This window comes from Luteibacter sp. CQ10 (genome assembly GCF_040900725.1).
In the GTDB taxonomy this organism is placed as follows: domain Bacteria; phylum Pseudomonadota; class Gammaproteobacteria; order Xanthomonadales; family Rhodanobacteraceae; genus Luteibacter.
Genome location: NZ_JAEUYM010000007.1, coordinates 32,396 through 44,904 on the forward strand (window position 1 = coordinate 32,396; position 12,509 = coordinate 44,904).

Annotated in this window: 12 protein-coding genes and 1 pseudogene; 7 read left to right on the top strand and 6 right to left on the bottom strand. The window is 64.4% G+C overall.

The genetic code is table 11. The features are described from left to right. Window positions 1-17 precede the first annotated feature (17 nt). The 3 genes from JNG39_RS20255 to JNG39_RS20265 all read right to left on the bottom strand — a co-directional run bounded on the left by JNG39_RS20255 (window position 18) and on the right by JNG39_RS20265 (window position 4,573). Complete coding sequence (locus tag JNG39_RS20255; protein ID WP_368313768.1) at window positions 18-356, bottom strand: hypothetical protein; 339 nt, start codon at window positions 354-356, stop codon at window positions 18-20. Between the two features lie 118 nt (window positions 357-474). Further along, window positions 475-3,345 (bottom strand): TonB-dependent receptor, encoded by a 2,871-nt coding sequence (locus tag JNG39_RS20260; protein WP_368313769.1) that lies wholly within the window; start codon window positions 3,343-3,345, stop codon window positions 475-477. Between the two features lie 478 nt (window positions 3,346-3,823). Then, complete coding sequence (locus JNG39_RS20265; protein ID WP_368313770.1) at window positions 3,824-4,573, bottom strand: EAL domain-containing protein; 750 nt, start codon at window positions 4,571-4,573, stop codon at window positions 3,824-3,826. Window positions 4,574-4,772: 199 nt separating this feature from the next. Here JNG39_RS20265 and JNG39_RS20270 point away from each other — a divergent pair, with 199 nt between their 5' ends. Then, complete coding sequence (locus tag JNG39_RS20270) at window positions 4,773-5,186, top strand: ester cyclase (protein ID WP_368313771.1); 414 nt, start codon at window positions 4,773-4,775, stop codon at window positions 5,184-5,186. Here the strand turns inward: JNG39_RS20270 and JNG39_RS20275 are convergent. Then, window positions 5,183-5,611, bottom strand: a complete 429-nt coding sequence (locus JNG39_RS20275; RefSeq protein ID WP_368313772.1) for a MarR family winged helix-turn-helix transcriptional regulator — start codon at window positions 5,609-5,611, stop codon at window positions 5,183-5,185. The two genes, JNG39_RS20270 and JNG39_RS20275, sit on opposite strands and share 4 nt — an antisense overlap. Before the next feature lie 272 nt (window positions 5,612-5,883). Here JNG39_RS20275 and JNG39_RS20280 point away from each other — a divergent pair, with 272 nt between their 5' ends. Together JNG39_RS20280 and JNG39_RS20285 are read left to right on the top strand one after the other, a co-directional pair. Beyond that, the gene (locus tag JNG39_RS20280) at window positions 5,884-7,089 is read left to right on the top strand and encodes a DUF418 domain-containing protein (RefSeq protein ID WP_368313773.1); all 1,206 of its coding nucleotides are present in this window, start codon (window positions 5,884-5,886) and stop codon (window positions 7,087-7,089) included. A gap of 82 nt (window positions 7,090-7,171) precedes the next feature. Continuing rightward, a pseudogene (locus JNG39_RS20285) lies at window positions 7,172-7,309 on the top strand (zinc-binding alcohol dehydrogenase family protein); the annotation flags it as partial. 273 nt (window positions 7,310-7,582) lie between these two features. Here the strand turns inward: JNG39_RS20285 and JNG39_RS20290 are convergent. After that, the gene (locus JNG39_RS20290) at window positions 7,583-8,482 is read right to left on the bottom strand and encodes a LysR family transcriptional regulator (protein WP_368313774.1); all 900 of its coding nucleotides are present in this window, start codon (window positions 8,480-8,482) and stop codon (window positions 7,583-7,585) included. Between the two features lie 123 nt (window positions 8,483-8,605). On the opposite strand from JNG39_RS20290, the gene JNG39_RS20295 reads away from it, so the two are divergent. The 3 genes from JNG39_RS20295 to JNG39_RS20305 all read left to right on the top strand — a co-directional run bounded on the left by JNG39_RS20295 (window position 8,606) and on the right by JNG39_RS20305 (window position 10,822). Beyond that, window positions 8,606-9,358, top strand: coding sequence for an SDR family oxidoreductase (locus JNG39_RS20295; RefSeq protein ID WP_368313775.1), 753 nt, complete (start codon window positions 8,606-8,608; stop codon window positions 9,356-9,358). A 31-nt stretch (window positions 9,359-9,389) separates the two neighbouring features. Further along, entirely contained in the window at window positions 9,390-10,064 is a 675-nt protein-coding gene (locus JNG39_RS20300; RefSeq protein ID WP_368313776.1) for a cysteine hydrolase, read from the top strand. A gap of 365 nt (window positions 10,065-10,429) precedes the next feature. Continuing rightward, on the top strand, window positions 10,430-10,822 hold the full coding sequence (locus JNG39_RS20305; protein ID WP_368313777.1) for a hypothetical protein: 393 nt from the start codon (window positions 10,430-10,432) through the stop codon (window positions 10,820-10,822). Between the two features lie 164 nt (window positions 10,823-10,986). On the opposite strand, the gene JNG39_RS20310 is transcribed toward JNG39_RS20305, so the two are convergent. After that, complete coding sequence (locus JNG39_RS20310; protein WP_368313778.1) at window positions 10,987-11,928, bottom strand: aromatic alcohol reductase; 942 nt, start codon at window positions 11,926-11,928, stop codon at window positions 10,987-10,989. Window positions 11,929-12,024: 96 nt separating this feature from the next. Between JNG39_RS20310 and JNG39_RS20315 the strand changes: the two genes are divergently transcribed. Continuing rightward, window positions 12,025-12,456, top strand: a complete 432-nt coding sequence (locus tag JNG39_RS20315) for a winged helix-turn-helix transcriptional regulator (RefSeq protein WP_368313779.1) — start codon at window positions 12,025-12,027, stop codon at window positions 12,454-12,456. The last annotated feature ends 53 nt before the right edge of the window (window positions 12,457-12,509 follow it).

A 12,509-nucleotide genomic window follows, 5' to 3' on the forward strand; every position in this document is an offset into this window, starting at 1 on the left:
TCGTTCCGCGACCGGGTTCAGTGCTTCTGCCGGTAGATGTGCCGGCTGTCGCGATTTTCCGACCGGTTGAGCCGGTTCTGCTCGGCCTTGGTCAGGTGACCGCCATGCCTGGCCTCATCCGCGCTCTCGCGACGGGCGATGTTCGCGTCGTGCGTCTCGTCGCGCGCCGCCTGCTTCTGGGTCATCGTGCCGTTCGCGACGCCCTGGTCGATGCGGTTCTGCTGATTGTCCAGCCGGCCGTTGACCTCGTTGACGCGCGGATGGCCCGGCACGGCCGACTGTGCGAACGCGGGGGCCGATACCAGCGCCGCGCCGGCGACCAGGCCGAGGAGGGCAAACTTCGGAATGACGTTCATGGGTCGATGTGTCCTCTGTGTGTGGTGACGTACGCAGGGCCGGAAACGATCCGGCACCCGCGGTGTTGACGTCGCAGGAACATGCGGCAGCGATCCGTTCAGCTGCCGCGGTTCCCGGTCAGTCGATCTTCCAATCCAGCGACATGAACACCTCGCGGCCGGTGTAATCGTCGCCCTGCTGGGTGGGGATGAACTCGAAACCACCGGCGTAATAGGGAATCCGCCCGACCCGGTTGAAGATGTTCGATACGTTCACGCCCAGCTTCACGTCGTCGTTGATCGCGTAGCTCGCGCCCGTGCTCCAGGTGATCCACGGCGCGACGTGTCCCTTGTAGATGGAGCAATCCGCGTCGCCCACGGACGGCTGGATGCCGTTGGGCAGCACTTCGCAGCCATCGTAGTTGTTCGCGCGGATCTGGCCGATGCGCTCGCCGTGCAGCGTGATGTCCCACGGCCCCTGGTGCCAGTGCGCCGTGCCGTTGATGCGCGTGGCGGGATACTTGTAGCGCGTGTTCAGCAGCGGATCGGAGGTGAGGTCGCGCTCCTTGAAGCTCAGGTTGTTGGTGTAGTTGAGCTCGAAGTTGAAACTGCCCATGGAGAGGGTGCGCAGCGCGTAGGTCACCTTCGCATCGATGCCGCTGACATAGAGCGATGCCTCGTTGATCGGCCCCACCGTCACGCTGGTGATGTTGCCCTGCGCATCGCGCTTGACGTTGCCGATGGCCTCGGCGCAGTAAGGCGATCCCAGGGTATGCGCGATGTACGGTGCGCCGCTCGGCGTGGTGCCCGTGAGGCAGCCGGCCTCGTCGTTGAGTGCGGTGCCGAGATCGATCCACTTGATGGCGTTGTTGATGCCCATGTGCCAGTAGTCGACCGACAACGCCAGGTTATCGACGTGCGGAATGTCCCAGACGAAGCCGTAGGTCCAGGAGTGCCCGGTTTCGTTGAGCAGGTTGCGGCTGCCGCCGGAGAACTGCGTGAACGAGGTGGGATGCTGGAAGTTCTGGCAGGCGCGATCGCCGGTACGGATGCACTCCAGCGGATCGGCATAGTCGCCCTGCGTCTGCTGCGAATCCTTCAGGTAGATGGCCTGCAGATCGGGCGCGTGGAAGTTGGTGCCGTAGGTCCCGCGCAGCAGCAGTCCTTCGAGCGGCCGCCATTCGATGCCGGTACCCCACGTGCGCGCGATATCGGCTTGGCTGTCGTCGCGGTACTTGTCCAGGCGGCCGGATAGCGTCCACGTCAGCGTCGATGCCAACGGCACGCGGAACTCCGTGGCGGTGGACAAGCGGTTACGCGTGCCGCCGCCGGTGATGTAATTCTGGAACGGATCGCCGAACGACGTGGTGTTGCCGCGCGGGTCCGGCGAGAGCTTGAAGCCCTGGTGGTTGGCCTCGACCACGCCGGCGAAGCCGACCGGACCGGCCCAGGTATCGAACAGGTCGCCGTTGAGGTTGAACTCGGCCTGGTCCATCCAGGTTTCCGCGCTGTTGACGCCGCCGACGGCGAAGCTGCGGTAATCCGACGGCGAGATGGGGCTGTAGAAACGCTGGGTGTTCAGCGCATACGTCGGCAGCGCTTCGCCGCCGACCGTCGTCGGGCCCAGCTGCGGGCCGAAAAAGTAATCGAACATGCCCTGTTCGTTCAGGCCGGTGTAATGCTCATGCACGATGTACCGGTTCGTGCCGAGGTTCAGGTCCCAATTGAACTTGTCGTCGAAGACGGTGCCCTTCAGGCCGACGTGGACGTCCCAGTTCGCCTCGCGATCGTGCGTGTTGCCGAAGGTACCCATCTCCTGTGGCGTGAGCTGGCGAATGTACGAATTGATCACCTGGCCGGAGGTCCGGTCGTAGAAGCCGGTCGGCAGGCCGGGCATCGCATAGAGGAACGGCAGCTGCGTGTTCGTCGTGCCGGTGTTGGTCCACAGGCCGACCGAGGCGTACGCCTGAAGCGAGTTCGAGAAGTCGTATTCGCCGGCGACATAGGCGTTGTCGGCACGCAGGCCCGGACTCAGCACCCAGTTCTCGAATAGAGCGTTCTGCGTGCAGGAAACGCCCCGGCTGGTGACGTTGGTGGGATCGACCTGGCGGCCGACCGTACCGACCGTCTTGTGGTCGTACGCGGAGAAGGTGTTGCCGAACTGTCCGCAGGCGCCGGCGGGCGGCGCGACGTAGTTGCCGTCGGCGTTGGTGAGCGCCAGGCCGTCGGACGTCGGGAAGCCGAACATCCGTGCGCTGGGACTCCATGCCCCGTAGCCGGCGTCCGCTTCGGAATCGGTATAGCGGCGATCGCTACCCCACAACGGGCTGCGGTTGGTGTGTTCGTAGTTGTAGATGACGTGCCAGTTCTCGCCCGAGCGGCCACCGAGGAAATTGACGTCGCCGTAGTTGCGCCCGCCACGCGTGGCACCGCCGCCGGTGATCTGGATGTGGTCGCCTTCGTAGCGTTTCTTGAGCACCACGTTGATGACGCCGGCGACGGCATCCGAACCGTAGATCGACGACGCGCCGGTGGCGAGCACCTCGATGTGGTCGATCATGCCGATGGGCAGGTTGTTGTAGTTCTGGAACGTGCTCTGCCCCGCGCTGGGCTGCGGATAGTCGGCGACGCGATGGCCGTCGATCAGCAGCAGGCTATGGTCGGGGCCGAGGTTGCGCAGGTTGATCGGGCGGGCGTTCACCGCCGTGTTGCCCCACGTGGAAATGCGGTCGCTGAAGTCCGGCGTGGCGACCTGCGGCAGGCTGTTGAGGAACTCGACCAGCGTGGTGAAACCCTGCGCCTTGATCTGCTCGGCGGTGACCATCACCACCGGGGCCGAACCCTCGATCTCCGAGCGCGGAATGCGTGAGCCCGTGACGACGACCTTGTCCAGCGCGGTGGCATCCTTCGCGTCCGCGGGCTTGGCATCCTGCGCGAACGACGTGGGGGAAAACAACGCCATGGCCAGCGCACCGGCCAGGATGCCGCGACGTAGATGGATCGAATGCATGCTTTGTTCCTCGAAGAAATGAACGGCTTCCGCTTCCGCGACGCGGTGCGCGGTGAACCACACGGGCACGCGACGACGGCCCGGGGCGGTCGCGTCGGGTCATGGGGCGGCTTGGATGTTTTTTTGAAAATGAGGGGCGACCGGTCGTCGCCCGTTATGCAGCGGCACTCTGCTCCGCGTAACCGATGCCCTCCCGGCGATCGCATACCGCGGTGGAACTGATGTCCTGCATTACCCCCGATGAAAAGACCGCCATGCGACGGTTACGTGCAGATTACGGAGCGCATTTAAATCGTGGCAAGCCGCGTTGCAGCACGCCTCATGACCATAAGTCGTTGACTTAATTGATCGCTACTTCAACATGCAAGCAGTTCGCAGGTTCGCTCGACGCCTGACGGGATCTTGCGAGCCCGCTTCCTTTCTGCACGCTTTCGTTCGCTGGGGAATAGCGCGTGCGACAGCTCGTTCGCTGCGCCCGTCAACGCATCGGGAAGACGGCGTCGGACAAGGGAGGAAGTGTCGGCCGGGCGAAGAGGAATCCCTGCTGCAGCCGGATGCCCAGGTCGAACAGCGCCCTCGCTTCGTCCGCTTCTTCCACGCCTTCGGCGATCACTTCGACGCCGATGTCTTCGCACATCCGGACGGTATGCGCGACGAGGCGCCGCCGGACGTTGTCGCGGTGCACGTTACGCACGAGACCGATGTCCAGCTTCAGGAGGTCGGGCTGGAAATCCGCAAGCAGGTTCAGGCCCGCGTACCCTGCGCCGAAGTCATCGATGGCTGTCTTGAATCCTCGCGCCTTGTAGGCTTCGAGGATGGCGAGCAGGTGCCGGTGGTCGGTGATTTCCTCGTGCTCCGTTACTTCGAAGATGATCCGGGACAACGGCCATGAAGCGCGCTCCGCCGCCGCCAGGGTCGCTCGAAGGCAATGCGCCGGCTCGTAGACCGCATTGGGCAGGAAGTTGATCGAGAGCATGGCCGGCAGGCCGACTTGGCTCGCGCACTCGATGGCACGCACGCGGCAGGCCTGGTCGAACGCGTAGCGACCGGCGGCGTCGACGCCACCCAGGATGTCCGCCGCCCCCTCGCCATGCATCCCCCGGACGAGTGCCTCGTGGGCGTAGATGCTCTCGTGCTTGAGGTCGACGATGGGCTGGAAGGCCATGACAAGTCCGGCACCGACGTCATCGCTGCCTCGACACGCTTCGCAAGTGGCGCTTACTTCCATCCTCGACTCCCCAAGAAGTGATGGCGGCGAAGTCCACTTTGCCGAAGAGGTCATCCACGGCGCCACGGTGCCTAGGCTCGCGTGAAGAGGACATCTCCGGAAAGGCACGGGAACGAAAGCGCCCAACTATACAGGTTTTACTGTATAGTTGGGCGCCTCATGGACCTGTGACACGTCATAACCCAGCGAGGCCCGAACAATGAATCCTGACACGCCCAAAGCCGTAGTACGCCGCTTCAATGCCGAGGTGATCCAGAACCTGGACCGCGCCGCCTTCGACGAGCTGATGTCGCCCGACTTCGTGAACCACTCCGCGCCTCCCGGCACGCCAGCCGGGCCGGAGAGCATGTGGAACACGTTCGAGAAGGTGCTGCATCCGGCGTTGTCCGACCTGGAGGTCGAGGTGCTCGATCAGGTCGGCGAAGGCGACAAGGTGACCTCGCGCAAACGCATCACCGGGCTCCATACCGGTCCGCTTCTGGGCGTACCGGCGACGCAGGCTCCCATCGCGATCGACGTCATCGACATCGTCCGTGTCGAGGACGGGCGTTACGTCGAGCACTGGGGCATCAACACGCTGCCGGCCGTCCTGGCAGCCTTGCGCGCGCGTTAGCCCGCATCGGCGACGTCTTCGCGCGCCAGCCGGTCCAGGATGTCGATCGCGCGCTTCAGATCGCCGAAGTCGTCGCGAGGAAGGCGTGTCGCCAACAAATGCGCGATGCGGTCCGCGCGCGCGGACCGGGCATCGCGCAGATGCTTCCGTCCTTTCGCGCTGATCGCCAGCAGGTAGCCGCGCAGGTCGGGGCTTTCCTCGACACGCTCGATCAACCCGTCGGCCTCCAGCTGGGCCGTGACCAGCCGCATGCTCTGGTGCTTGACCCCGCGTCGCCGCGCGAGATGGGCGATGCTCTGGGCACCATGGGACTCGAGGAAATCGAGCGTGTCCCACTGCGCCGTCCGCACGTCCGCGCCGCTCTCGCGAACATGGCGGACGAAGGCACTGACGGCCGCCCGAAGCGCTTCGGCCAGTTGCTTCACTTCGGCATCGTCCTGGGGATGGCTAGAACGGGGCATGGTGTCGGGGCTCGGCAGGTGCGGCGTCGGCTCCGTAGGATCGCAAGATTCGCCGAGCGACACCATCGCGTGACGGCATCGCCGCCGTGTGTCCGCGGACATCTCCCGGCGTCCGGGGACATGCAGGGTCCAAGGCACCGGACGCGCCGGACCGCGCCCGACGGCACTGGCATGGTGCTTGCTGTCGCTGACGACCTCCTCGCTGGCCCGGACGACTCGGTTTGAATACGCCCTCCATGACGAAAGCGCGCATACCGTCCCTCGACGTCATCCGGGGAGTCGCCATCCTCGGCGTCCTCGCGGTGAATGCCGACGGCTTTGCCGCCCCGATTCACGCATCCCTGAGGCCGGACGCCTGGATGTTCGGCAACGATGGCCCCACCGCCTTGTCGTATTGGCTGATGGATTGGCTCTTCCACGAGAAATTCGTCGCCATCTTCTCGATGCTCTTCGGTATCTCGCTGTTTCTCGTCGGCGGCAACCTGTCCGACCGGCGCAAGGGCATCAACCTCGCGCGCCGCCTGGCGGCCTTGTTCGTCTTCGCCGCGATCCACGGTTTCGGGATCTGGTGGGGCGACATCCTGAGTACCTATGCGTGCGCCGGCGTGGTGATGTTCGCGCTCCGGTCCTTGGGGCCGAAGGTGCTGTTGAGCGTAGGAACGACGATCATGCTGGTGACCGCTTGCCACGCATGGCCCGACGCACCGCCGGTGCATGCCATGGCCGCACCCGTCGCGTCGACCGATCACGGAACGCGGTCGCACCCGCACGCATCGCCGATCGTCTCCGCGGAGATCGCGGAGGCAACGGCATCCGCCGGAGGCGCCTATGCGTTGAACACCCGCACCTACGTGCACCAGCTTCAAAACCTCTGGCGACTCCTGCCACGCACCATCGCCCTCATGATGATCGGCCTCGGCTTGTTCAAGGCGCGCTTCTTCACCGGCGCCCTTACGCGCCGAACGTACGTCGTCGTGGCGTCGGCGGGCATCGCCGCCTTGATGGCGCTAGCCCCGCTGACCTGGCACGCTGACGTGCGCTCGATGCCGACCCGCTACGACACCTTCCTGAGCGACCTCCTGTCGCCGCTTGCCGCCCTGGGGTACGTTGCCCTGCTGATCCTCGCGCTGCGCCGCGGACCGAGCCGGTGGCTGACGCCCTTTGCCGCGGCGGGTCGCATGGCCTTCACCAACTACCTCACCCAGTCCCTGATCATGACCAGCATTTTCTATGGCGGACGGGGCGCACTGATGGGCCAGGTGGATCGACCGGCGCTGTGGGCGATCGTCGTCGGCATCTGGGCGCTGCAATTGGCTTGGTCGACCTGGTGGCTGAACCGTTTCGAGATGGGTCCACTCGAGTGGGTCTGGCGATGGGTCACGTATGCGCATCGTTCGCCGTTCGTACGACGCCGAGAAGCGCTCGCGACTCCATTGGCGTGATCGCACACGCGCCCGCTTGTTCCCCGCATTCGAGATGGGCCGCCTGAGCATCCCGGGGGACGAGACGCCGTCCGGCACCACGCTGCTCGTGATCGGCGCGGCCGGCGGCGGCGGTTCGATCCTGGTGCAACTGGCGCGTTGGTTGACGGGCCTGACCGTGATCGGCACCGCATCACGGCCGGAAACCGCGACGTGGGTGAGCGACCTCGGCGCGCACCACGAGCCTGGACCTTCGCCCCGCATGCCGCTCAGGGACGTGTTCGATGGGTATCGGACGGGCAGGATCCGGCCCACCTCCCTGACACAAAAGCTCGTGACGGTGGCGGGGATGCTCTTGCTCCTCGCCTCGTTCATCGCGTCGCTCAAAGGGCTTTGATGACGGGACAGGCCACGGCGTGCACGGATGACCGCTCCGACGTACTCGATCCGTTCCGTCGGTCTGGGGAAGCCGTTGTCGCTGCCCAGAGCCAACACCGTGTGTCGAACTCATCACTTACCCATCAAGGCCGCCATTGAGCCCGGCAACCCGGGCAAACGCCGCGGCGAAATAATCCATGAAGACGAGGGCACGCTTCGGCAGCAGCCGGTTGGCGACATAGAGCATCTGGATGGGAACGGGAGGCGCCTCGTGGTCGCGCAGCAGCAACACCAGGCGACCGTCCTGCAGTCCGTCGGCGAACAACCATTGGGGTCCATAGCCCACGCCCACCCCGGCGGTGACCGCATCGCGGACCGCTTCGGGCGAACTGACCCGCAGCCGCCCCGACACCGTCACCTCGGCATCCTTGAACCGCCAGGTGCTGCCCGAGGTCAGCAGCGTGTACACGACGCATTCGTGCGCCCGCAGATCGTCCGGCGTTTCAGGCACGCCATGGACGGCGAGATACTCCCGGCTGGCGACGCATACCCGCTTGAACAGCGCCACCCGCCGCGCGCGTAACGCGCTGTCTTCGAGGTGCCCGATGCGAATGGCCAACTCGACGCCCTCGTCCACCAAGCCGGCATACCGGTCGCTGATCTGAAGATCCAGCGACACCGCCGGGTGCCTGGCGAGAAAATCGGGCACGTGAGGCAAGACGAAAGCGTGCGCCAATGCCGTGGGACAGGCGACGCGCAGCAAGCCGGTCGCCTCGGCGGGTTTGAGCAGGGACGACTCGGCCTCACCCACCGCGTCGAGGATGCGCCGCGCGTCCGCGTAATACCGCTCGCCTTCGGGCGTCAGGGTCAGTTTCCGGGTGGATCGATGCAGCAGCCGCGTCTGGAGATGGTCTTCGAGCGCGGCGATGTCCCGGCTGACCCGAGGTTGCCCGATGCCCAGGTCCCGCGCCGCCGCCGAGAAGCTGCCGGTTTCAACGGCTCGGGCAAACGAGGTCATTAGCAGGATGCGATCCATCCGATCCACCTATGCATCTGGAACATGGATGATATCCATACATGCGGGCTTATCGTTGTCAACGCATGGATCCATGCTTTCTCCCACCCGCGCCATGTCGGCCGGCCCATCCGGAGCAAGAGCATGTCCCGTTTAGAAGGTAAACGCGCCCTCATCACCGGCGGTACGAGCGGTATCGGCCTCGAAACCGCGAAGCAATTCCTCGCCGAAGGCGCCCGCGTGATCGTCACGGGCGTCAATCCCGCCACCCTGGCCGAAGCACGCACCGTCCTGGGCGGCGAGGTCCTGGTGGTGGGCGCCGATTCGGCGAGCGTGTCCGCCCAGCAGGCGCTCGCGCGCACGGTCCAGGACCATTTCGGCCAGCTCGATATCGCGTTCCTCAACGCCGGCGTGTCCGTGTGGGTGCCGATGGAAGACTGGACGGAGGACATGTTCGACCGCTCCTTCGCCGTCAACGTCAAGGGACCGTACTTCCTGATGCAGGCCTTGCTGCCGGTATTTACCAACCCGGCTTCCGTGGTGCTCAACACATCCATCAACGCCCATGTGGGCGCGGCACGCTCGTCCGTCTACGCGGCTACCAAGGCCGCTTTCCTCAACATGGCCAAGACGCTCTCGAGCGAACTGCTGGATCGCGGGATTCGCGTCAACGCCGTGAGCCCGGGCCCGGTCGAAACACCGCTTTACGACAAGCTCGGCATTCCGGACGCGTATCGCGCGCAGGTCAACCAGGACATCCTGGCCACCATCCCGGCCGGCCGGTTCGGCACGCCCGAGGAGGTAGCCAAAGCGGTGGTGTATCTCGCGTCGGACGAATCGTGCTGGACGATCGGCTCGGAGCTGACCGTCGACGGCGGTCGCACGTTGAACGGCTGAGCCCCTTCCCTTCTTCCCAGGCATCTTTCGCATGACTTCGTTTCTTTATCGCGCGGCCGCCGCCGCGTTGCTTCTGGTGGCTTCCCTGGCAGGCACGGCCCAGGCCGAGACGGTCTCGCCCAGGAAATCCGCCCTCATCCTCATCGAGTTCCAGAACGACTGGATGGCTCCGACCGGTGGCATCAATGGCCAGTTCAAGGACCGCGAGCAGTTCGACCGTTCCGTGACCAACGCCAAGAGCGTGCTGGCCGAAGCGCGTCGTCGGCACATGGAAGTCATCTACGTGACCATGACGCTCGAGCCTTCCTACAAGGTGCTGGGACAGGCCAAATATGGTCTTCGTGCGGCCATGCCGAAGTACAGGTCGTTCCTCGGCGAGCAGGCGAATATCTTTCACGGATTCGAGCCCATGCCCGACGAGTACGTGATTCGCGAGCGCACGGGAAGCAGTGCCTTCGCCGGCACGTCGCTCGACAGCTATCTGCGCAACAACCACATCGAGGACATTTACCTGATGGGGTATGCCCTGCATCTGTGCGTGGAGTCCACGCTTCGCCAGGGCCATGACCTGGGCTACAACACCAACGTGATTTACGATGCCTCCGCGGCGTTTTCCAGGCAGCAACAGGTCTCGTTCCTGGCCGACATCGTGCCGTTCTATGGACGGGCCGTGACGACCCGGCAGTTCATCGCAGAAAAGAATTGATCCGGCGTGGCGGCGAGGAGCCTTCTTCTCGCCGCCGACATCGTCGAATCGGAGCACGGCGGTGCGAGCTCAGTACCGGCCGGTGGGCTGGCCGGAGCTCAGGCCCGAGCCACGGCCGCGCGGGTCGCGGTGCGCCTCGATCTTCATGCGAGGACGACTGCGCGGGACTGCCGGCTCTAGTGCTCAGAGCTTCATGCGCATGAAACCCGACATGAATCGTCGTCGGGAGGCCAGCCTTGCGCCTGAGTATCGCCAGCCAAACCCCATAGCGTGCAGGTCTGCCGCCGACGATTCCTGTTCAACGGAGCCGGGTTGTCGGGCGAACTCGTCACGCGCGAGCGTGACGCCACATGGTGAGATGCCCAATGGACCAGCACCACGGCACACGCCGCCGCCTCACATGCTCACTGACCGTCATGTTTCTGGGCGTGCTACTCACCCGTTCCGCACAGGCGGCAACGCACTTCGTGACCTTCATCAATGACTCGGATCGGACAGTGACGTCCATCGAGGCCACCGCCGCAGGGACGCATCGCTGGCATGCCCTTGACCTCGGTGGACTCCTGATCGGTGGAGGAAGTGGCCAGGCCGCCGTCCGCTTCGACGGCACAGAGAAGTGCAAACAAGACCTCTCCGTCACCTATCGGGGGATGTCACCGTTAACGGTCACGGGCTTCAATATCTGCCGTAGCGATCGCTTTTATCTGGGAAAGGCTTTGGCAAAGGCGTTGCGCTCCAGGCTGACGCAAACGCATTGATCGGCTGGTCAGTCGATTGAGCGACTTCATCGGCTTGCGGGCAGCGATATCCGAAGCGATACCTTCGCCACTTAGCAAAGCGTCCCAATACAGCCTGGACGGCGCATGACTTTCGCTTCCAAGGCGAGGTCCCATACGCGACCGGACAGGCCCGCCGCCGGAACTCATTTACCCGCGAGGTGTTCGCACGCCCATGCTTCCGCAGTGGTGACAGGAATGGAGTGCTGCGCGTTGAACGTCACGGCCTTGGGCCAGGACACCCCGCGCCCCTGGGCGAACACCGCACGGTATTGCTTGATGTGGTGGGTGGGATCCGTCTTCAGCTCGTCCAGGAGGTAGGGCACTGTCCAAATATTTTGCTTGAATGGACGGCCCAGCACGCGTTCCAGGATGCCGGCCACTTCCCCGTAGGTGATCGTGTCACCGGAGAGGTAGACGACGTCGTTTCGGAAGCGGGGCTCGAAAAAGACGATGTCCGCCGTGAGCACACCGATGTCGTCGGGGGTGGTGAGGGTCACACTGGTCTCAAGGCTGCCGAGCGCATTGACCGTGTCATGCTCGAAATCGACCACCTCGAACACGGGTTCGAAGAGGAAAGGGGTGAACATGCCCGTTGAAATGATGACCCATTCGGTTTTGTCCTGGGAACGCAGCAACTCGCGCACGTCGAGTTGGGCGTCGAACAGGTCCTGCGGACTGCCCCGGCCAATCGCCTCGTAGTCCACGCCGAACTGCCACGGGAAATAGCGTTTCACGCCGGAATTCAGCGCCGCCCTGGCCAGTTTCATGGGGGTTTCCCGCCCTGCAACCATGCCGGCGCATCCGATGACGGTATCGAACCGCGCGAACACGGCCGCCAGCTCATCGATCGAATCGTTGACCAGGTCGGCGGCGACCATCTGCACGCCAAGGCCTCGCAGTTCGTCGATGTCCTTTTTCTTTACAGGGTCGGTGGTGTGGATGGTCGAATCCCTGAGCAGGACGCTGATGCTCGACCCCGGGGCACGCTTGGCCACCTTCACGAGGTTGCGCAATACCGGCAGGCCCAACTCACCGGCGCCGAGAACGAGAATGGACTGGGATGGAAGTTGTTTGATGACGGTCATGGGGATGACGAAGATCTATGCTTGTAAGATGCGCAAATGCTTCCACGATTTGCCATCCCCCGTAAGAAGGCACACGCGTGATACCAGGAGAGGGACATGACCGACGACGACACCCTCTATCACGCGGAAATCGTTTGCCAGGCGCTGGGGCAAGACGAGGACGGCATCAGGCGTGAGGTGCTTGCCCACGCGGGCAGCCGCTGGGCCCTGGACATCCTTCACGCTCTCGGCGTGAACGGCACGATGCGCCATGCGGAACTGCGACGGCAGATGACCGGCGTGACCCAGCGCATGCTGACCAAGACGCTGCGCGCCATGGAGCGGGACGGTCTGGTCGTCCGGCGCGACTTTGGTGAGATATCGCCCCGTGTGGAGTACGAGCTGACGCCGATGGGCATGGGACTACGGATCCGAATGTCGCCCATCTGGACCTGGGTGGTCGAGAACGTCGAGGCCATCCGCGAAGCGAGACGCGCCTTCGACGGCCGGGACGGCAACGGGCCGTCGTGGCAAATGTCCGCGGACTAGAGACGGATCACGCGCCGGCTTCGCTAATCGAAGCACAAGGGCATTTAGCGCGG

Coding starts and splice junctions, on each gene's coding strand:
- JNG39_RS20255 (WP_368313768.1), bottom strand. CDS start 356: ATGAACGTCATTCCGAAGTTTGCCCTCCTCGGCCTGGTCGCCGGCGCG.
- JNG39_RS20260 (WP_368313769.1), bottom strand. CDS start 3,345: ATGCATTCGATCCATCTACGTCGCGGCATCCTGGCCGGTGCGCTGGCC.
- JNG39_RS20265 (WP_368313770.1), bottom strand. CDS start 4,573: ATGGAAGTAAGCGCCACTTGCGAAGCGTGTCGAGGCAGCGATGACGTC.
- JNG39_RS20270 (WP_368313771.1), top strand. CDS start 4,773: ATGAATCCTGACACGCCCAAAGCCGTAGTACGCCGCTTCAATGCCGAG.
- JNG39_RS20280 (WP_368313773.1), top strand. CDS start 5,884: ATGACGAAAGCGCGCATACCGTCCCTCGACGTCATCCGGGGAGTCGCC.
- JNG39_RS20290 (WP_368313774.1), bottom strand. CDS start 8,482: ATGGATCGCATCCTGCTAATGACCTCGTTTGCCCGAGCCGTTGAAACC.
- JNG39_RS20295 (WP_368313775.1), top strand. CDS start 8,606: ATGTCCCGTTTAGAAGGTAAACGCGCCCTCATCACCGGCGGTACGAGC.
- JNG39_RS20300 (WP_368313776.1), top strand. CDS start 9,390: ATGACTTCGTTTCTTTATCGCGCGGCCGCCGCCGCGTTGCTTCTGGTG.
- JNG39_RS20305 (WP_368313777.1), top strand. CDS start 10,430: ATGGACCAGCACCACGGCACACGCCGCCGCCTCACATGCTCACTGACC.
- JNG39_RS20310 (WP_368313778.1), bottom strand. CDS start 11,928: ATGACCGTCATCAAACAACTTCCATCCCAGTCCATTCTCGTTCTCGGC.
- JNG39_RS20315 (WP_368313779.1), top strand. CDS start 12,025: ATGACCGACGACGACACCCTCTATCACGCGGAAATCGTTTGCCAGGCG.